This is a genomic window from Bacillus sp. TH22 (assembly GCF_016651015.1).
Taxonomy (GTDB): Bacteria; Bacillota; Bacilli; order Bacillales; family Bacillaceae_G; genus Bacillus_A; species Bacillus_A mycoides.
This window is the reverse complement of record NZ_JAEKER010000001.1, coordinates 1,000,285-1,020,321: the sequence shown is the minus strand read 5'-3', so window position 1 is coordinate 1,020,321 and position 20,037 is coordinate 1,000,285. Positions and strand designations below refer to the sequence as shown.

Below are 20,037 nucleotides of genomic sequence, written 5' to 3'. Positions count from 1 at the left end.
TCCTCCTAATTTTATTATCGTTTCTAATTCATTTTTATGTTAAAGAAAAGGAGTTCCTTCATTTTAATGCAGTATAATAGTAATCTAAGAGGTAAGTAGGAATGGTTTATATAAGTTCATATTGAGAACTTATATAAATAGGAAAAACTTAAATGTTAAAAAATCATGGTGATATACTTTATAATTTCTATGTCCCCAAAGGAAATCCTACTCATAATTTTATGAATATTCAGATTATATATGCAGATAACATCTAGTATAATTGTTTCCGTAATTAAGGGCAATACAGTAAATAATGATTTGTAGTTTTATCCCTCTATTTGCGGGCTGATTAAAGTTTCACTTTATATAAAATATGTCTTGATAATAGTATCGTTGCAGAAAAGTAAATTCCTTATAGCATTATTGAAGTAGTATCAAAACTCTTTTTAATATATTTATATAAAAACGTAGGAATTTCTCCTGCGTTTTTTCTTATGCAAAAAAAGGTGAATCCTCCAAATACTATTCTCCTAATAAGCCCACCGCTGACCGAAATCTTCACAACAAAACAAAGTAATCTTTACTTATAAATGTTTCCCCTTAAACCGATTTCCAAATGAATTTATGACAATCTCTTGAACTGTGCGAAATGTCACATCTGTATTTTACAACCTCTTTTATAGTAAGGGTATGTAAGAGAGACGTACTAAGGGAGTGAACAGTATGAAGAAGAAACCTTCAGCACTAATGAGACGTTTAAAATATTTTTCACCAATAGATCGTTATAACGATAATCATACACAAGAAACATATGAAGATCGTGAATGGGAAAATGTGTATAGAAAGCGTTGGCAGCATGATAAAGTAATTCGTTCTACACATGGCGTGAACTGTACTGGTTCTTGTAGTTGGAACATTTATGTGAAAGATGGAATTGTAACATGGGAAGGGCAGGAGCTTAACTATCCGACTACAGGTCCTGATATGCCTGATTTTGAACCAAGAGGATGTCCGCGTGGAGCGAGCTTTTCTTGGTACATTTATAGTCCGCTTCGTGTGAAATATCCATATGTACGTGGTGTGCTTTGGGAAATGTGGCAAGAAGAACTACAAAATAACGAGTCACCATTAGATGCTTGGAAAAGCATTGTGGAAAACCCTGAAAAAGCACGTAAGTATAAGCAGGCGCGTGGTAAAGGGGGATTCATTCGTGCGAATTGGGATGAAGTATTACAACTTGTTTCAGCTTCTTTACTTTATACAGTAATTAAATACGGTCCAGACCGCAATGTTGGTTTTTCACCAATTCCAGCTATGTCGATGTTAAGTCACGCTGCAGGTAGCCGTTTTATGCAACTTATGGGTGGACCGATGCTTAGCTTCTATGATTGGTACGCAGATTTACCACCAGCTTCTCCGCAAATTTGGGGTGATCAAACTGATGTACCAGAAAGTAGTGACTGGTATAACTCTGGTTACATTATGACATGGGGTTCAAATGTACCGATGACGAGAACACCAGATGCTCACTTTTTAGCAGAGGTTCGATATAAAGGAACGAAAGTCGTTTCTGTAAGTCCTGACTTTGCCGAGTCTACAAAGTTTGCAGATGATTGGATTAGTGTGAAACAAGGTACAGACGGTGCGCTTGCGATGGCAATGGGGCATGTGATCTTACAAGAATTTTACGTAGATAATCAAGTGGAATACTTCACAAAGTATGCGAAGCAATATACTGATTTTCCTTTCTTTGTCACATTGAAACAAAAAGGAGATCAATTCGTCGCTGATCGTTTCTTAAATGCTACTGATATTGGACGTGAAACAAAGTTAGGAGAATGGAAGCCTGTTCTTTGGAACGATAACACGAAAGATTTTGCAACACCTCACGGCACAATGGGATCACGTTGGGATAACGAGAAGAAATGGAACTTGCGTTTAGAAGATGAACAGACAGGTGAAACGATTGATCCACGTCTTTCTTTACTTGGAATGGAAGATAGTGTTGAAACAGTGCAAATTCCGTACTTCTCTGATGATGGAAATACAATATTAGAACGTACAATTCCAGTGAAAAAAGTTATGACAGAAGAAGGCGAAGTGTTCGTTACAACTGTATATGACTTAACGTTAGCAAATTACGGTGTGAACCGAGGTCTTGGCGGGCAAGAACCGAAAGATTTCAATGATGATGTACCGTTTACACCTGCATGGCAAGAGAAAATGACTGGAGTAAAACGAGAGCTCATTATTCAAATTGCTCGTGAGTTCGCGCAAAATGCAGTTGATACGAATGGCCGCTCGATGATTATTATGGGAGCTGGTATTAACCATTGGTTTAACTCTGATACGATTTATCGCACAGTTTTAAATCTTGTTCTTCTCGTTGGGGCACAAGGTGTAAACGGCGGCGGTTGGGCACATTATGTTGGTCAAGAAAAATTACGACCAGCAGAAGGATGGCAAACAATCGCGATGGCGAAAGATTGGCAGGGGCCACCGAAATTACAAAACGGTACATCTTTCTTCTATTTCGTAACAGATCAATGGCGCTATGAAGATACACCTGTTGGACATTTAGCATCACCAATTGAGGGCAACTCTCGTTATCAACATCACGGTGATTACAACGTATTAGCAGCACGACTGGGCTGGTTACCTTCCTATCCAACATTCGAGAAAAATGGAATTGAATTATATAAAGAAGCTGTTGCTGCTGGTGCAACAACGCAAGAAGAAATCGGAAAATATGTTGCACAAAAATTAAAAGAAAAAGAACTAAAATTTGCAATTGAAAATCCAGATAATAAAAACAACTTCCCGCGCAACTTATTTGTATGGCGTGCCAACTTAATTTCAAGTTCTGGTAAAGGCCACGAATATTTCTTAAAACATTTATTAGGCACAACAAATGGATTAATGAATGACGATAGTGATTCAATACGACCAGAAGAAATTAAGTGGCATGAAGATGCACCTGAAGGGAAGTTAGATTTACTCATTAATTTAGATTTCCGTATGGCTGGAACGGCGCTTTATTCTGATATCGTCTTACCTGCTTCAACTTGGTATGAAAAGCATGATTTAAGCAGTACTGATATGCATCCATTTGTGCATCCATTTAATCCAGCAATCGGTTCACCGTGGGAAGCACGCTCTGACTGGGATATTTTCACCTCTCTTTCTAAAGCTGTGTCAGATTTAGCGAAGAAAATCGATCTTGAACCAATGAAAGAAGTCGTTGCAACACCACTTCTTCACGATACACCGCAAGAATTAGCGCAACCACTTGGTAAGATTAAAGACTGGAGCAAAGGTGAGTGTGAACCGATCCCAGGTAAAACAATGCCGCAAATTCATGTTGTCGAAAGGGATTATAAAACGATTTATGACAAGATGACAGCGCTTGGACCAAATACCGGAAAACAACCGATTGGTACGAAAGGGATTTCTTGGTCGGCAGAAAAAGAATATGAGCAATTAAAGAGTCGATTAGGAGTTGTTCGAACGGATTCTATTGCGAAGGGGTGCCCAGACATAAAAGAAGCAATTAATGCTGCTGAGGCGGTATTAACACTTTCTTCTACAACAAACGGTCATATGGCGGTAAAAGCATGGGAAGCGCTTGAAAAACAAACCGATTTAAAACTACGTGACTTAGCAGAAGAACGTGAAGAAGAATGCTTCACATTTGAACAAATTACAGCGCAGCCTAAAACAGTAATTACTTCTCCGGCCTTTACGGGTTCTGAAAAAGGTGGACGCCGTTACTCACCATTTACAACAAATGTTGAACGTCTCATCCCTTGGAGAACGATAACTGGTCGACAATCTTTCTACTTAGATCACGACATGATGAAAGAATTTGGCGAAACGATGGCAACATTTAAACCAATACTGCAACATAAACCATTCCGTAAATCACGCCCTGAAGTAGAAGGGAAAGAAATTACACTAAACTATTTAACACCGCATAATAAGTGGTCGATTCATAGTATGTACTTCGATTCATTACCAATGTTAACGCTGTTTAGAGGTGGTCCAACTGTTTGGATGAATAAAGATGATGCGAATGAAGCTGGTGTTGCTGATAATGATTGGATTGAATGCTTTAACCGTAACGGCGTAGTCGTAGCACGTGCTGTTGTAACGCACCGTATACCGAGGGGGATGGCATTTATGCATCATGCGCAAGATCGTCACATTAACGTGCCTGGTACGAAATTAACAAGCACCCGCGGGGGAACACATAATAGTCCAACCCGTATTCACGTTAAACCAACACATATGATTGGTGGATATGGCCAATTAAGCTATGGATTTAACTATTATGGTCCGACTGGGAACCAGCGTGACTTAAACGTTGTAATCCGTAAACTGAAGGAGGTAGATTGGCTTGAAGATTAAAGCGCAAGTCGGAATGGTAATGAACTTAGATAAATGCATCGGCTGCCATACTTGTAGCGTAACATGCAAAAACACCTGGACAAATCGTCCAGGTGCTGAATATATGTACTTCAATAACGTAGAAACGAAACCTGGAATTGGTTATCCGAAACAATGGGAAAATCAGGAGAAATACAAAGGCGGCTGGGAATTGAAAAATGGTGAAATTCAGCTGAAATCCGGTTCGAAAATGAAGCGTCTTATGAATATTTTCCACAATCCAGATCAGCCAACAATTGATGATTACTTTGAACCTTGGAACTATGATTATGAAACGTTAACAAATAGCCCGCAGCGTAAGCATCAACCAGTTGCTCGTCCGAAATCAGCAATTACGGGTGAATTTATCGACAAAATTGAATGGGGTCCAAACTGGGAAGATGATTTAGCAGGCGGACATATAACAGGGTTACAAGATCCGAACGTCAAGAAAATGGAAGAAGGAATTAAAACGGATTTTGAAAATGTCTTTATGATGTATTTACCACGTATTTGCGAACATTGTATGAATCCATCTTGCGTTTCTTCTTGTCCATCGGGTGCGATGTATAAACGTGAGGAAGATGGGATTGTTCTTGTGGATCAAAATGCATGTCGTGCATGGAGATTTTGTGTATCGTCTTGTCCGTATAAAAAAGTATATTTTAACTGGCAAACAAATAAAGCTGAAAAATGTACAATGTGTTTCCCTCGTATTGAAGCTGGTATGCCAACAATTTGTTCTGAAACATGTGTAGGACGTATTCGATATATTGGGGTAATGCTATATGACGCTGACAAAGTAAAAGAAGCGGCTTCTGTTGAAAATGAAAAAGATTTATATGAATCTCAGCTTACTGTTTTCCTAGATCCAAATGATCCAGAAGTAGCAGCTGAAGCGAAAAAACAAGGGATTCCTGAAGAATGGATTAAAGCGGCACAACAGTCGCCAATCTATAAAATGATTATCGATTGGAAAATCGCTCTACCTCTTCATCCAGAGTATCGTACAATGCCAATGGTTTGGTATATCCCGCCGCTTAGCCCAATTATGAACATGGTGGAGGGGAAAGGTAGTAACTGGCAAGCAGAAGAGATTTTCCCTGCTATTGATAATATGCGTATTCCAATTCAATATTTAGCGAATTTACTCACTGCAGGAGATGAATCACATATTCGTCTTACATTGAAAAAATTGGCTGTCATGCGAACACATATGAGAGCATTACAAATTAATAAAGAACCAAATGAAGCTGTATTAAAAGAACTCGGTTTAACGAAACAGGATGTAGAAGATATGTATCGTCTTCTTGCTATTGCGAAATATAAAGATCGCTTTGTTATCCCGACGTCTCACCGCGAACAAGTTGCAGATTTATATAGCGAACAAGGAAGTTGTGGTTTATCTTTCGCAGGTGGGCCAGGCTCTTGTACGACAATTTCTTAAAAAAAGGGGGCAGAAAACTATGAAACAAAGTTTACAAACAGCTTTTTCTTGTTCTTCTTTTCTTCTCTCCTATCCTGAACTAGGTTGGAGGGAAGCTTTACTAGAATTACAGGAAGAGATTCAAGAAATTGAACAGGAAGAAATCAGAGCATCACTTACAACATTTATAAAAGAAGCGCTAAATAAAACAGACAACCAACTTATTGATTCTTACGTCTATACATTCGACTTTGGAAAGAAGACAAATATGTATCTTACCTACATGAAAACAGGTGAACAAAGAGAGCGTGGAATTGAATTATTAGAGTTAAAACAGCATTATCAAAAATCTGGTTTTAACGTAACAGATAAAGAACTACCTGATTATTTACCGCTTCTACTTGAGTTTCTTGCAAACGCGAATGAAAAAGATAGCGAACCAATTATGAGTAAATACACGGAAAATATACAAGCGTTGCACGGGCAATTAAAAGAAGCAAACTGTATGTATGAACCAATTCTCGCCGCTGTTCTACTCGCTATCAATACATGGGGTGTACAGGCAAATTAGAAAGGAGAGTTGTCAAAATGATGGATCAATTTCTATGGGTATTGTTTCCCTATATCATTTTTGCAATCTTTATCGGTGGACATATTTTCAGATACAACTATGATCAATTTGGATGGACGTCAAAATCTAGTGAACTATTAGAAAAGAAAATGCTCCGAATCGGAAGTCTATTATTCCACTTTGGGATCATGTTCGTAATTGGTGGTCATGTTATGGGGATTTTAATTCCAGAGGCTGTATATCGTTCAATAGGTATTTCGGAGCATATGTATCACGTAATGGCAATTAGTTTCGGACTTCCAGCAGGTGTCGCTTCTATCATCGGTTTAATTATATTAACGTACCGCCGCGTAACAGTAAAACGCATCATTGCAACGAGTACAAAGGGAGATTATATTGCGCTTATTTTATTACTTATCGTAATGCTGGCAGGACTTTCCTCAACGTTTTTAAACATCGACTCCAAAGGGTTTGACTATCGTACAACGATCGGTCCTTGGTTCCGAAGTCTCTTTATTTTCCAACCGAAAGTTGAATATATGATGGAAGTACCAGTGTGGTTTAAAATTCATATTCTCGCAGGGATGGGGCTTTTCGCAGTATGGCCATTTACTAGACTAGTACATGTATTTAGTGCCCCAATTAAATACTTAAGCCGTAGTTATGTAATTTACAGAAGACGTATTCCAAATGAATTGAAAAAATAATTTTGTTTTATATGTTTAGTAACTTATAAGGAAAGCCGAGATCTAATTGGAGACCTCGGCTTTCCTTATAGAAATTAGATGCTAATCAATGCTACAAACAGAAGCAGAGCAATCTTCACAAGCAATTTCACATTTTAAAAATTGTAAATCGTGAATTGTAATCTTTCCTTTATGAATAGAAATTGTACCCTTTTTTTTCAAATCATTTAACATTCGATTTACGCTTTCACGTGAAGTTGCACAGAAATTAGCAAGTTCTTGATTCGTTAAAGGTAAATCGATGAGAATACCATTTTCTTTTAACACACCATAACTATTTGTCATTCGAATGAGAGTAGAATACAAGGCACCTTTTTTGCCGTGTAATACTAAATCTCGGAACTTCGTTTGCATTCTTCTTAAATGTTCACTAATCCATTTCATAAATTCAAATACAAGTGCGGGCTTTTGGAGTAATTCTCTTTCTAACGCTTCACGCTTTATAACGCCTACTTCAACATCTTCAAGGCATTTTGAATTTAATAAATACTTCGCATCGTCCGTGAACAATGTTAATTCTCCAATAATGTCATATGCCGAACAAATACGGAGTGTCAACTCTTGCCCATCAGCACTTAGCTTACTAATTTGTACTTTTCCGGAGTGGATGATATAGAGTTCGGTTGCCTCCATACCTTCTTGAAAAATAAAACTTCCTTTTTTAATTTGCATTTTATATTCAACAGATGCAAGTAATTCCTTTAAATCTTGAGATAACTTCATACTGTTTGTCACAGCAATCACCTTTCTTCTTATAAGCAATACATTTTCTATTTTGAGTGTAAGTATGCTGAAAATGCAAGAGCTATTTCAAAATTGTTGTAAAATTTCAATGACCGTAAGGAGTAGGGACTGAAGATGTGAACAAAATGCGAACAGATTTGTGAAGAATTTTTGAATGGGGAAAGTAATGTGAGAAAAGTCACATTGAATATGTAGCTTCTTTTTTATAATGAAGGCAAATAAAAAAATTGAAAGCTTACTAATGATTGCAGTAGAAAAGAAGGGATATAGATGCACGAGAAGATGAAAGATTCTTTAGAGCGGCCACTTCAAGATTTACGTATTTCAGTTATTGACCGTTGTAATTTTAGGTGCACGTACTGTATGCCAGCTGAAGTGTTCGGACCTGATTATGCTTTTTTACAGGAAGAGTTTTTATTAACGTTCGATGAAATAGAAAGGTTAGCGAGATTATTTATAAGTATGGGTGTTAATAAAATTAGACTTACTGGCGGTGAACCTTTATTGCGTAAAGATTTACCGAAGTTAATTGCAAGGCTTGCAAAGCTAGAAGGCTTAAAGGATATTGGACTCACAACAAACGGTATTCATTTAGCAAAACAGGCAAGGGCATTAAAAGAAGCGGGATTAAAACGTGTAAACATTAGTTTAGATGCGATAGAAGATCATGTCTTCCGAAAAATTAATGGACGAAATATAAGTACAAAACCTGTATTGAAAGGAATTGAAGCAGCAAAAGCAGCTGGATTAGAAGTGAAAGTAAATATGGTCGTAAAAAAAGGGATGAATGATAGTCAAATTCTTCTTATGGCTCGTTATTTTAAAGAACAAGAAATTCAGCTTCGTTTTATCGAATTTATGGATGTGGGCAGTACGAACGGATGGAACTTTGAACAAGTTATTACGAAGGAACAATTAATAGAGAAAATTAATCGTGTATATCCGATTGAGCCCGCCCAGCCTCGTTACTTTGGAGAAGTTGCGAAATTGTATCGATATGTAGGGAGCGATGCAGAAGTTGGATTTATTACTTCTGTTTCTGAATCTTTTTGTTCCTCTTGTACGAGAGCTCGTATTTCGGCAGACGGTAAGTTTTTTACGTGCTTATTTGGAACGAAAGGAACGGATTTGCGAACGCTTCTTCGAGAAAATATTTCTGATGCTTCATTATTAAAAATTCTCCAACATACATGGGAGTGCAGAACAGATCGGTATTCGGATGAAAGAACGGCTGAAAGTACAAATAAACGTCCAAAAGTTGAAATGTCTTATATTGGTGGATAGCGAAAGGAGGATTCCCTATGCAAGAGCGATATTCAAGGCAAGTATTGTTTTCTGGAATTGGTGAAATGGGACAAAGAAAAATAAGAAAAAAACATGTGCTCCTAATCGGTGCGGGTGCACTAGGAGCTGCAAATGCGGAAGCGCTCGTTAGGATGGGGATTGGGAAATTGACAATTGCTGACCGTGACTACGTCGAATGGAGTAATTTACAGCGGCAACAGTTATATACAGAAGAAGATGCACAGCAGTGTAAACCGAAAGGAATTGCAGCGGCAGAGCATTTAAGGAAAATTAATTCTGAAGTAGAAATTGTACCTGTTGTAACGGATGTTACAATGCAAGAAATGGAAGAGTTAGTAAAAGAAGTGGATCTCATTTTAGATGCGACTGATAATTTCGATACGCGCCTACTTATAAATGACATTTCGCAAAAAGAAAATATACCTTGGATATACGGTGGATGCATTGGAAGTTACGGTGTAACGTATACAATTCTTCCGGGGGAAACACCATGCTTTCGCTGCCTAATGGATCATCCTATGGGCGGTGCAACATGTGATACAGCAGGAATCATTCAACCGGCTGTACAAATGGTCGTTGCTCACCAAGTGACAGAAGCGATGAAAATATTGGTGAATGATTTTGAGGTGTTAAGGGGAACGATGTTATCATTTGATATTTGGAACAATCAATATCTCTCATTAAAAGTAAATAGGCAGAAGAAAAGTACATGTCCATCTTGTGGGAATGTACGCACTTATCCAAGTTTAACATTTGAAGCACAGATGAAAACTGAAGTGCTATGCGGGCGGAATACAGTTCAAATCCGTCCAGGAATAAAGAGAATTCTTAATTTAGAAGAAATTCAAAAGCGCTTACAAAAAAGCGTGAGTGTCAAAAAAACTCCATATTTACTATCGTTTCTAGTAGATGAATATCGTTTTGTTTTATTTACAGACGGCAGAGCGTTTATTCATGGGACTAATGATATGAAAATGGCAAAACGATTATACGCAAAATATATAGGATGAACAGAAAGAGAGTTTATCCTTATCAAAACGAGGTGAAAAAAGAATGCTAGAAAAACGTAAACCAATTCCAGTAGCAGAAGCAGTTGCACGCATAATGGAGTATGCTCATCAAGGTGAAATAGAAAAGGTTTCTCTTATAGACAGCTACGGTAGAATGCTTGGAGAAGATGTTATTGCAGATCATGATGTCCCGCATTTCGATCGCTCTCCGTACGACGGATTTGCGATTCGAGCGGAAGATACAAAAGAAGCAAATAGCAGTAACCCGATTCAGTTTGAAGTGATTGGTGAGATCGGGGCAGGTTCTGTTTTTAGAGAAGAGGTGAAAGCATTTCAAGCTGTACGTATTATGACAGGAGCTGCAATTCCAGCAGGATGTAATGCGGTTGTTATGTTAGAGCTAACGGAAGGATTTGAAGAAAAAGAAAAGACTTATATGAAATTAAAACGCTCTTTCGCTGCTGGTGATAACATTTCTTTTAAAGGAGAAGATGTAAAACAAAATGCCATACTTGTGAAAAAAGGGACTTCTATTAACCCTGGAGTAGCAGCGCTTCTTGCTACGTTTGGTTATAGTTCCGTACATGTTGTAAAACAGCCGGTTATTGGAATTTTAGCGACAGGAAGTGAACTTTTAGAAGTACATGAACAGCTTAAATCGGGGAGGATTCGAAATAGTAATTTCTATATGATTGCTGCTCAAATTGAGCGAGCAGGTGGAATTGCACGCTATTATGGACAATTTGCTGACGATTTAGAGACGTGTTATGAGACCGTAAAAAGAGCAATAAAAGAAGTCGATATTTTAATTACAACTGGTGGCGTTTCAGTAGGAGACTATGACTATTTACCTGCTATTTATGAGAGATTACGAGCTAATGTACTTTTCAACAAAATAGCGATGCGACCAGGAAGTGTGACAACTGTAGCTGAATTAGAAGGAAAACTATTATTTGGTCTATCCGGTAACCCTTCTGCTTGTTATGTTGGTTGTGAATTATTTGTTCAGCCTGTTATTCAAACATATTTGTATAAGAAAGATCCGCACGTATTTCGTGCAGAGGCAATTTTGCAGAAAGATTTTCCGAAAGCAAACCCATTTACTCGTTTTGTAAGAGGGAGAGTAGAAATTGTAGATGGAACATTGCAAGCTACACCAGTTGGTTTAGATAAATCTAGTGCAATTTCTTCACTTGCAGAGGCGAATGCATTTATCGTCCTGCCGGGAGGAACGAAAGGATTTGAAGCAGGAATAATTGTTTCGGTATTATTATTGGAATCGAACATAGGAAGTGAGTGGCCGTGGAAAGAACCACTTCGATCATACAAGTAATAGAAAAATAGATTGCTAACTTATACGAAGGTAAGAGGTGCAAAATGACACATACGTATTATGAAGTAATTGATACACCTATTTCAATTGAAGAAGTTACAAACAAAGTAATTCGGTGTGAGTGTGGTGCGGTTACTACTTTCATTGGTACCGTCAGAGAATTTACGAAAGGACGTCGTACGCTATATTTAGAGTATGTAGCATATAAAACAATGGCGGAAAAACAGCTTGAGAAAATTGGTAATGAAGTAGAAGAGAAGTGGCCTGGGACATATGTAGCAATTACACATCGCATTGGTACATTGGAAATTTCTGATTTTGCTGTTGTTGTCGCCGTTTCAACACCACACCGGAAAGCAGCCTATGAGGCGAACGAATATATTATGGAGCGTATAAAACAAATTGTTCCGATTTGGAAGAAAGAGTTTTGGGAAGATGGTGAGTCATGGATAGGTGATCAGTTAGAGAAAATAGCATATGCAAATGGTGAGCCTGAAAGGGAGATGAGAACATGATTGAAGTACTATTATTTGCACATTTGCAAGAAGAAGCAAGTAAGCCGGCCTTGTACATAGATTGTGAAAATATTACGGTTGCTGAACTAAAGGAAGTTCTCATTAAGAAATACAGCGTAGCGATTTCAAACGAGATAATGGTCGCCGTAAATGAAGAGTATGCAAATGAGGATGACATTATTCAAACTGGCGATGTAGTAGCAATGATTCCGTCAGTAAGTGGTGGTTGATTCTTTTCAGCCTAATCATGTTAGGACGTGATTAGGCTGGAGAGAATGAATATAACTATGCATACATAGGAGGGAACAGGATGAAAAGTCCTAATTTTCAATTAAGTTTACAAACTTCTAATCTAGTTATCGGTTTTATGGTATGGGTTATCTTATCATCATTAATGCCATATATTAAAGCGGATATTCCATTAACTGCGGGACAAATTTCTATGGTCACAGCAGTACCGGTTATTTTAGGTTCTATTCTTCGCATTCCAATTGGTTATTGGACAAATCGTTACGGAGCAAGAAAATTGTTCTTTATTAGTTTTATACTTTTATTATTCCCTGTCTTTTACATTAGTGTTGCCAATTCTATGATGGATTTAATTATTGGTGGATTATTTGTAGGGATTGGTGGTGCTGTATTCTCTGTAGGAGTAACTTCTCTACCGAAATACTTCCCGAAAGAGAGTCACGGTTTTGTAAATGGTATTTACGGTGTGGGTAACGCTGGAACAGCAATTACTTCATTTTTAGCACCTGTAATTGCGACATCAGTTGGCTGGAGAACAACAGTACAGTGTTATTTAGTTTTACTTGCAGCATTTGCACTTATGAACTTTTTATTAGGCGATCGTAAGGAAAAAAAGGTGAATACACCATTAATGGAACAAATAAAAGGTGTATATAAAAATGAAAAACTTTGGTTTCTATGTATCTTTTACTTTTTAACATTTGGATCATTTGTTGCATTTACAGTATATTTACCAAACTTTTTAGTATCTCACTTCGGATTAGAGAAAGTAGATGCAGGCATGCGGACAGCTGGATTCATCGTATTAGCAACAATGATGCGCCCGATTGGTGGTTGGCTCGGTGATAAATTTAATCCATTTAAAATATTAATCTTCGTATTTATCGGCTTAACACTATCTGGTATTGTTTTATCATTCATGCCTAGTATGAACGTGTATACATTTGGTTGCTTACTAGTCGCATTCTGTGCAGGTATTGGAAATGGTACAATCTTTAAACTTGTTCCAATGTACTTCTCTGAACAAGCAGGGATTGTAAATGGGGTTGTGTCAGCTTTAGGTGGACTAGGAGGGTTCTTCCCACCATTAATTTTAACGTTACTATTCCAACTAACAGGTCATTATGCAATTGGGTTTATGGCATTATCAGAAGTAGCACTTGCTTGTTTAATCATTACAGTGTGGATGTATAGCCAAGAAAAGCTGTTAGTGATGTTAAAGAATAATTAATAGGGTAAAAAGGGTGTCTAGTAGAGGCATCCTTTTTCTACTTAAACAAAAAAGAATGAATTGTCTTATGAATAACAAGGCTCTTTTCGTAAATAATGTTGTTTTATTACTTAAGAATTTTATCCTTATTGATTTTATGAGAATTTTACGCATAATTGTAACTAAGGGAGATGATTCCAAGTTGAGTAAACAGAATATCAGCACAACAGTTTCAGGAGATTTAATTGTTACCCATCTAATTGGCAAGATAAAAACAGATGATGTTTATGAATGGTTTAATGGCTTTGAGCAAGTTTGTCATCAATTCATTTCCGAGGGCCGGAAATACAAATTGTTGGTGAATAGAAAAGGATACATGCCAAATCATTTTTCTGTTCAAAAAGCATGGAAAGATAAGTTCTTCAATGAAACCATTTTGAATCACAGTAAGGCAATTGCGTTTCTCCTTGAAGAAGGGGAGATAATGAATTATTTACAACAATCCAATACAAAAGAATCTGTAAAATTTTTTGATGATTATGAGCAAGCACTAATATGGTTGAATGAATATCCAATATAAAACCTTTATTGAACCCGGTGATCTCAAGCAACTGTTTTTTGCTCGTAATGTTGCAGGTGTCATGAAATTCACTTGCTTACAAGTATTCAATACTATTATTTTTCTTTGCAGATTCTTGTCCAATTGCCTGGGTGATTCTGAAAAATGAAACCAAAACAAAAAGAACAAACGTCTCTGAAAACGTTTGCCCAAAGTAAATTCATATGTTAGCTAAGAGATAGATTAAGACTTATGTGTACGGGAAAGATTTTTTATAAGCTTAGGAAGTATAGATGTTAGTTCCTGCTTCATACGCTTTGTAAACGATGGATCTTTACCTGAAGTTGAAATAGTCACAACATATTCATCATTTCGGATGACACCAGGTGTGTGAAACGATGATTCTGTACCATCACTTACAACGTTAACCCATTGGAAATCATGGGCGGCCTGTTTGACCATCATATTTACAGCATGATGATTAGTAGCTGCATAAATAAGGTGAGCATCTTTAATATCATCATTACTAAAAGTTTTTTGCTTCCAAGTAATATAAGGAAGTTCCTTCATTTCCTCGCAAATCTCTGGGCTGATAACGGTGACAAAAGCGCCTGTATCTTTTAATCCAGACGCTTTCCGATATGCGATTTTACCACCACCAACTATAACAACTACTTTTTTATCTAAATTAAACATAAGAGGATACATATTATACATACACACATTCCTCCATTCGTTCTAATAATGTTAACTTCATATATGTATCAAACTGAAGACAGTTGCAAGTCGTGATGTGATCATATTTTTTTGTATGCAACTTAATTTTTTGAAGCAACAAACCGGTAAAGAGAAGGTACGGCATGACATATACATGGGACGCAGTCGATGTTATCGTCTTGAGCTCAGCAGTAAAAGAGGGCGCTCCTTTCGTTAAAAAGGAGCACGATACTGGCATACCGAGTTTTCGTTCGACCGCTGCTCCGATTTGTTGTAACTCATGTATCGGCTGTGGATCACTACTGCCTCGTCCTACGAGTAAAACGCTACTATCTTGCTTTGGCATAGTTTCACGTATTCTTTTCACTACAAGTTCAACCATATGTGGATGCGTACTAAAAGGTGGTACAACTGAAAATGTTATTTGAGGATATTTCTTTTGTAGTTGCTTTATTTCAAAAGGAATATCACGTTTATAGTGAGCTGCTGCAAATAATAAAACAGGTACAATCATTATTTCAGTTGCACCCTCTAGTATTGCTTCTGTAACTGCATCCGAAATGGTAGGTGTCGTTAGTTCTAGAAAAGCTATTTTTTGACTCGTTTCGTTACGTTCTTTCATAACAGATTGAATAAAGTGAATGAATTGTTCGTTACCTTCTTGCAGTCGGCTACCGTGTCCAACATATACGATTCCTTTCATTGTGCCACCATGTCTTTCTTCATAATAGTGTCTTGTAATGGATGATCTACGTTATGAAATCCGACTTTATTTGCATAGTGTAAAGTTGGAATATCGGTATACGAGAATGGTAGAGTAAGAATATTGATAAAGTTAAGGCGTTTTATTTCTGCTAGAAACGTATCAATAGAAGCACGTCCTTCAAATACAATGCTATCCCATGAGAATTCAGAAAGCATACGAGAATGAATTTCATCGAAGCGATGATCAATTGTATACTCATGAGTCATCATATAAGACCCAGCACCAATTTTTTCTTGAATAAAACCAATTCGATTAATATTTCTGCCTAAATAAACAGTTGTATCGGAAGAGAACTCTGCTTGTTTACTTAGTAGCCCATATTGCATAAGTTTTTCTTGAGTGGCAACGTTCATATACTGCAGTTTCACCTGTAAGGAACGAATATCTTTCTGGTGTTTACTACATGATCGCATCAAGATTTCTACACTTTCATCTGAACAAAATACAAGGCGATCAACGTTAAAAATTTCATTGATTTGTTCAGATGTTAATGTGTATTCTTCCCTTTTGAAAGTTGGAATTTGATATGTTTCTGCACCGCATTCTTGTAACTTTTGCTTCATGAAACTGGTTTTATTTGTTGCGGATGCAAATAAAACTTTTTTACCATGCAATGGTTTACGTTCTTTCCAAGCGATTTGATCCCGTAAGGAAACGACATCACCAACAATTGTCATAGAAGGGTTAGAAATATTTTCGTTTTTGACGATAGGAACAATGGTTGAAAGTGTTCCTGTGACAACGCGTTGCTTTCCAGTTGTACCCCACTCAATGACTGCTACTGGCGTATCTGTTTTCTTTCCTGCTTGTAGTAAGCTTTCACAAATTGTAGGTAAGTTTTTTATACCCATGTAGTAGGCAATTGTGTCGCTATTGTGGGATGAATTATATTTTCCATGATCGGTTAAAGGACCTTTCGAATGCCCAGTTAGTAAAGTTACACTATTACTATAGTCACGGTGGGTGAGGGGGATACCTGCATAACTACTAGCGGCGATGCTAGCTGTAATACCTGGCACAATCTCGTATGGAATGTTCGCAGCCGCTAAAGTTTCTGCTTCTTCACCAACACGGCCAAAAATAGATGGATCTCCGCCCTTTAAGCGGACAACGATTTTTCCTTCTTTCGCAAATTGAAGGAGGTGGGCGTTAATCATTTCTTGACGCATAGTATGATTCTTTGGCATTTTACCGCAATAAATAAGTTCACAAGTTTCTTTTGTATAGCTAAGAAAGTTAGGGTTCAATAAGCGGTCATATAAGACAATATCGGCACGCTTTAAGCAATCTATCGCTTTTTTTGTAATAAGCCCTTCATCACCTGGTCCTGCACCAACTAAATATACATATCCGTTCATATTCGCACCTCGTTTATTTTTATTTAAAAGGAAGCCAGAGGAGGCTTCCTTTCGTAAATTACATGTTTATCCCGCATTAACGGGCAGTAAGACCCCCACCTCAAAATTCAGCGAAAGCAAAGTAATTAGGTGGGGATCAACTGCCCGTAAAAGCCCGATTGGTGAGGGCTAATAATCAGCGGGGGATGAACCAATCCCCGCTGATTAAAGTTTCACTTTATATAAATGTCACCATCAATAACTTCTACTTCGTACGTTTGGATACAGCCGTCATCAGGTTTTTGAACTTCACCTGTTATTAATGAGATTTTCCAATCATGCAGTGGACAAAAGACGAATTCTCCAGATACAATTCCTTCTGCTAACGGTCCGTTTTTATGAGGACAACGATTTTCTACAGCTCGAATATCTCCATTTGAAAGGCGGAATAGGGCGATAGACATACCTTTCATTTGCACTTCTTTACCGATTTGAATAGGAAGGTCTTCCGCACGCATAACTTTTATTTTTTCTTTCGTTTGTATCATATAGATCACAGCTCCTTATTTCACAGTTTCTACTTCATACATCGCTTTTAAAGACTTCGTTTCTAGTGCTTGTCCCCAAGCTTCCGTATATGTGCTCCGAGCTGTTTGGAAACGTTCATTTAGCGTAGTAACCATACTTGCATCTTGTAGTATTTCTTTTATATGATCGAAGCCTAATCGTTCTGTCCAATAGGCAGTACGCTCCCCGTAAATACCAGTTTCACGATAATATTGCATGTAAGCTGTAGCGATGCGAAGGACATCATCTTCAGTTGGGACAATCATTACAAAATCAGCTTCGCGTACTTCTGTACCACCATTTCCGCCAATATAAAGTTGGAATCCATTTTCAACACACACAACGCCGAAATCTTTCGTAAGTACTTCCGCACAGTTACGTGGACAACCTGTTACACCCATTTTCATTTTATGAGGTGTATCTACCATTTCTAATGACTGTTCAAGGAGCATACCAAGTCCTAAAGAATCTTTCGTACCGAAACGACAGAAGCGAGAACCAACACATGATTTTACATTACGAAGCGATTTTGAGTACGCATATCCAGAAGTCATATTTAAGTCAGCCCATACGTTAGGTAAATCTTGTTTCTTAACACCATATAAGCCGATTCGGCTCGCACCTGTAATTTTCACAAGAGGAACGTCATATTTTTTTGCGACTTCAGCAATTTTTATTAAATCATCTGCGGTTGTAACGCCTCCGTACATACGTGGAATAACAGAGAATGTACCATCATGCTGGATGTTACCATTCATTCTTTCATTAACGTAACGGGATGATTTATCATCTACATATTCTTCCGGAATCGCCATACGTAAATAGTAATTTAAAGCAGGACGACATTTCGAACAGCCGTCTTCATGTGCAAAACCGAGTACATTTCGTACTTCTTTTGGCGATTTTAAACCTTTCTCGTGAATGGCGGCTACGACTTCGTCACGTGATAAAGTTGTACATCCGCACATACCAGCAGACCGCGCAGAAGCATCAAAAGCATCTCCGAGTGTATGAGCTAGAACTTGTTCCACAAGCGGACGACATTTACCACAAGACCCTGCGGCTTTCGTGCATCCTTTAACTTCTTCAAAAGTAGTTAACTCTTGCTCTAAAATGGCATGAACGATTGTACCTTTCGTAACGCCATTACATCCACAAATTGTGTCATCCGCACTCATTGTAGCAACGTCAAGTTCACTTTCTTCACCAGTTTTGTGAAGAAGGGAAGCGGCTGTATATTCTTGTATATCTTCTTCTTTCTTTAACATGCTAAAGAGGCGTGTACCATCAGTTGCATCACCATATAAAACGATACCGACGACTTTATTGTCACGAATTAATACTTTTTTATAGGAACGTTTACATTCATCAAAGATTGAAATTGCTTTCGTTTGATCATCTTCATAAATTTGACCAGCAGAGAATAAATCACAACCTGCAACTTTTAATTGCGTACCGACGATGCTGCCCGCATATCCATCCGTTTGTAAATTCGTTATATGTTTTGCTAATATTGCGCCTTGTTCATAAAGAGGGGCAACAAGTCCATATGCGATACCGTCATGTTCCGCACATTCTCCAACAGCATAAATGGATGCATCATTTGTTTGCATATAGTCGTTAACTACAATGCCGTGATTTACAATTAAACTAGCATTTTTTGCTAAATGGGTATTCGGGCGTATTCCAACAGCCATCACGATTAAATTACAATCTACAACTTCACCATCTTCAAATTGAATGCCCTCAACATGGTCTGTACCAAGAATCTTTACAGTTTTCTTTTCCATTAGAAACTTCATGCCTTGCGCTTCTAAATCTTCACGCAATAGGGAAGCTGCTTTCGTATCTAGTTGTTGCTCCATTAAGCTAGGCATTAAATGAACAACATGTACGTCCATTCCTAAGTCAATAAGACCTCTTGCGGCTTCTAAACCGAGTAATCCACCACCAATGACAACAGCCTTTTTCTTTTCTTTAGCGGTATCCATCATAAATTGTGTATCTTCAATTGTTCGAAATCCTGTTACACCGGGAAGAGTGGAACCTTCAACTGGTAAAATAAAAGCACTAGAACCTGTTGCGATAATGAGTTTGTCGTATGTAACAGTACGATTTTTTTCTGTAATAATAATTTTTTCTTTTCGGTTAATACTTTGAACTCTTTCATTTGTATACAAAGTTATTTCATTTTCTTCATACCAACTGTATTCATTCATAATGATATCTTGCATATTTGTTTTTCTTTGTAATACATGAGAGAGCATAATACGGTTGTAGTTCGGATGTGGTTCATCTCCAAAAATAGTAATCTCATATAAATTACTATCATGTTTTAATATTTCTTCCATACAACGTATGCCGACCATACCATTTCCGATCATAACTAAACGTTTTTTCATTTTCGTTTCCCCTTTTTATGTGAAATGTTGAACAAAGGATTATATTTCTATTATAGAAAATTAAAAAAGAGGGAGATGTGATATTTATCACATTTTTATAATAATTCACAAATTGTTAAAATTCGGATTTATGTGAAGGGAGAAGCGAAAGGGAATATGGTTATATGGGTAGA

Annotated in this window: 17 protein-coding genes; 11 read left to right on the top strand and 6 right to left on the bottom strand. The window is 37.5% G+C overall.

Features of this window, described 5'->3' with window-relative positions:
• Nucleotides 1-705: 705 nt before the first annotated feature.
• The 4 genes from JFU18_RS05075 to narI are packed head-to-tail and all read left to right on the top strand — an operon-like array spanning nucleotide 706 to nucleotide 7,111.
• On the top strand, nucleotides 706-4,389 hold the full coding sequence (locus JFU18_RS05075; protein ID WP_201033697.1) for a nitrate reductase subunit alpha: 3,684 nt from the start codon (nucleotides 706-708) through the stop codon (nucleotides 4,387-4,389).
• Nucleotides 4,379-5,854, top strand: coding sequence for a nitrate reductase subunit beta (gene narH, locus JFU18_RS05070; RefSeq protein ID WP_061675506.1), 1,476 nt, complete (start codon nucleotides 4,379-4,381; stop codon nucleotides 5,852-5,854). The genes JFU18_RS05075 and narH overlap by 11 nt, the downstream gene beginning before the upstream one ends.
• A gap of 19 nt (nucleotides 5,855-5,873) precedes the next feature.
• Nucleotides 5,874-6,404, top strand: a complete 531-nt coding sequence (narJ, locus tag JFU18_RS05065; RefSeq protein WP_002031591.1) for a nitrate reductase molybdenum cofactor assembly chaperone — start codon at nucleotides 5,874-5,876, stop codon at nucleotides 6,402-6,404.
• A 17-nt stretch (nucleotides 6,405-6,421) separates the two neighbouring features.
• On the top strand, nucleotides 6,422-7,111 hold the full coding sequence (gene narI, locus JFU18_RS05060) for a respiratory nitrate reductase subunit gamma (RefSeq protein WP_048561722.1): 690 nt from the start codon (nucleotides 6,422-6,424) through the stop codon (nucleotides 7,109-7,111).
• A gap of 81 nt (nucleotides 7,112-7,192) precedes the next feature.
• Here narI and JFU18_RS05055 read toward each other — a convergent pair whose 3' ends face one another.
• A complete protein-coding gene (locus JFU18_RS05055; protein WP_201033698.1) occupies nucleotides 7,193-7,885 on the bottom strand; it encodes a Crp/Fnr family transcriptional regulator in 693 nt (230 codons plus the stop codon).
• 279 nt (nucleotides 7,886-8,164) lie between these two features.
• On the opposite strand from JFU18_RS05055, the gene moaA reads away from it, so the two are divergent.
• The 7 genes from moaA to JFU18_RS05020 all read left to right on the top strand — a co-directional run bounded on the left by moaA (nucleotide 8,165) and on the right by JFU18_RS05020 (nucleotide 14,096).
• Complete coding sequence (gene moaA, locus JFU18_RS05050; RefSeq protein ID WP_201033699.1) at nucleotides 8,165-9,178, top strand: GTP 3',8-cyclase MoaA; 1,014 nt, start codon at nucleotides 8,165-8,167, stop codon at nucleotides 9,176-9,178.
• A gap of 17 nt (nucleotides 9,179-9,195) precedes the next feature.
• Nucleotides 9,196-10,209, top strand: coding sequence for a molybdopterin-synthase adenylyltransferase MoeB (locus JFU18_RS05045; RefSeq protein WP_201033700.1), 1,014 nt, complete (start codon nucleotides 9,196-9,198; stop codon nucleotides 10,207-10,209).
• 43 nt (nucleotides 10,210-10,252) lie between these two features.
• Nucleotides 10,253-11,542 carry a molybdopterin molybdotransferase MoeA gene (locus JFU18_RS05040; RefSeq protein ID WP_201033701.1) on the top strand — a complete coding sequence of 430 codons (1,290 nt, stop codon included), beginning with the start codon at nucleotides 10,253-10,255 and terminating at the stop codon, nucleotides 11,540-11,542.
• Between the two features lie 44 nt (nucleotides 11,543-11,586).
• On the top strand, nucleotides 11,587-12,057 hold the full coding sequence (locus JFU18_RS05035) for a molybdenum cofactor biosynthesis protein MoaE (RefSeq protein WP_002127097.1): 471 nt from the start codon (nucleotides 11,587-11,589) through the stop codon (nucleotides 12,055-12,057).
• The gene (gene moaD, locus JFU18_RS05030) at nucleotides 12,054-12,287 is read left to right on the top strand and encodes a molybdopterin converting factor subunit 1 (RefSeq protein ID WP_201033702.1); all 234 of its coding nucleotides are present in this window, start codon (nucleotides 12,054-12,056) and stop codon (nucleotides 12,285-12,287) included. The genes JFU18_RS05035 and moaD overlap by 4 nt, the downstream gene beginning before the upstream one ends.
• An 80-nt stretch (nucleotides 12,288-12,367) precedes the next feature.
• Nucleotides 12,368-13,537: a nitrate transporter NarK gene (gene narK / locus JFU18_RS05025; RefSeq protein WP_201033703.1), complete on the top strand. Its 1,170-nt coding sequence runs from the start codon at nucleotides 12,368-12,370 to the stop codon at nucleotides 13,535-13,537.
• Nucleotides 13,538-13,592: 55 nt separating this feature from the next.
• Nucleotides 13,593-14,096, top strand: coding sequence for a SpoIIAA family protein (locus JFU18_RS05020; protein WP_043313905.1), 504 nt, complete (start codon nucleotides 13,593-13,595; stop codon nucleotides 14,094-14,096).
• 222 nt (nucleotides 14,097-14,318) lie between these two features.
• Here JFU18_RS05020 and JFU18_RS05015 read toward each other — a convergent pair whose 3' ends face one another.
• From JFU18_RS05015 to nirB, 5 genes are all read right to left on the bottom strand, one after another.
• On the bottom strand, nucleotides 14,319-14,792 hold the full coding sequence (locus JFU18_RS05015) for a precorrin-2 dehydrogenase (protein ID WP_201033704.1): 474 nt from the start codon (nucleotides 14,790-14,792) through the stop codon (nucleotides 14,319-14,321).
• On the bottom strand, nucleotides 14,785-15,495 hold the full coding sequence (locus JFU18_RS05010) for a sirohydrochlorin chelatase (protein ID WP_201033076.1): 711 nt from the start codon (nucleotides 15,493-15,495) through the stop codon (nucleotides 14,785-14,787). Before JFU18_RS05010 ends, JFU18_RS05015 begins: the two co-directional genes overlap by 8 nt.
• Nucleotides 15,492-16,916, bottom strand: a complete 1,425-nt coding sequence (locus JFU18_RS05005; protein ID WP_201033705.1) for a uroporphyrin-III C-methyltransferase — start codon at nucleotides 16,914-16,916, stop codon at nucleotides 15,492-15,494. The genes JFU18_RS05010 and JFU18_RS05005 overlap by 4 nt, the downstream gene beginning before the upstream one ends.
• Nucleotides 16,917-17,128: 212 nt before the next feature.
• Entirely contained in the window at nucleotides 17,129-17,443 is a 315-nt protein-coding gene (gene nirD, locus JFU18_RS05000; protein ID WP_201033706.1) for a nitrite reductase small subunit NirD, read from the bottom strand.
• A 15-nt stretch (nucleotides 17,444-17,458) separates the two neighbouring features.
• On the bottom strand, nucleotides 17,459-19,864 hold the full coding sequence (gene nirB, locus JFU18_RS04995) for an NADPH-nitrite reductase large subunit (protein ID WP_201050281.1): 2,406 nt from the start codon (nucleotides 19,862-19,864) through the stop codon (nucleotides 17,459-17,461).
• Between the last annotated feature and the right edge of the window lie 173 nt (nucleotides 19,865-20,037).